Source organism: Bradyrhizobium sp. MV1.5 (genome assembly GCF_055807615.1).
This window is the reverse complement of sequence record NZ_JBVVPL010000119.1, coordinates 1-551: the sequence shown is the minus strand read 5'-3', so window position 1 is coordinate 551 and position 551 is coordinate 1. Positions and strand designations below refer to the sequence as shown.

The 551-nt window shown below is 64.2% G+C and carries 1 pseudogene; it reads left to right on the top strand.

Features of this window, described 5'->3' with window-relative positions:
- Positions 1–82: 82 nt before the first annotated feature.
- Positions 83–551, top strand: a pseudogene (locus AC0L2J_RS34765) (DDE-type integrase/transposase/recombinase); the annotation flags it as partial.

The following is a 551-nucleotide window of genomic DNA, read 5'->3' as shown; positions in this document are numbered from 1 at the left end:
ACAGCGCCGGGCGAAATCGCTAGGCTTCGTGTTGCAGGCCATTCCGGGCGACGGCAATCCGGCTGTTTCTTAGGAAGTCGATCGCGATCTTCGCCGGAACCCGGACATGAGCTTCCGCTTCATCGAGGACCATCGCGAGACCTATCCGGTACGGCTGATGTGCGCCGTGCTCAAGGTTTCGCCGGCCGGTTATTACGCATGGCGCGAGCGCCCGGTGAGCGCACGTGCGGGCTCCAATTCCACGCTCCTGGCCGAGATGATCGCGCGTGACTTCACGGCTCCCGCCCCGAACCGGCTCTGGCTCGCCGATATCACCTACATCCCGACCGCGGAGGGCTGGTTGTACCTGGCGGCCGTCATGGACCTGTTCAGCCGAAAGATCGTCGGGTGGGCGATGCGGGATCATATGCAGATCGAACTCGCATCCGCCGCGCTGACGATGGCCATCCAGCAGCAGCGGCCGCAGGCCGGATTGATCCATCATTCCGATCGCGGCGTGCAATATGCCTCACGCGCCTATCGCAAGGTCCTCACCGGCGCCGGCATCGTCG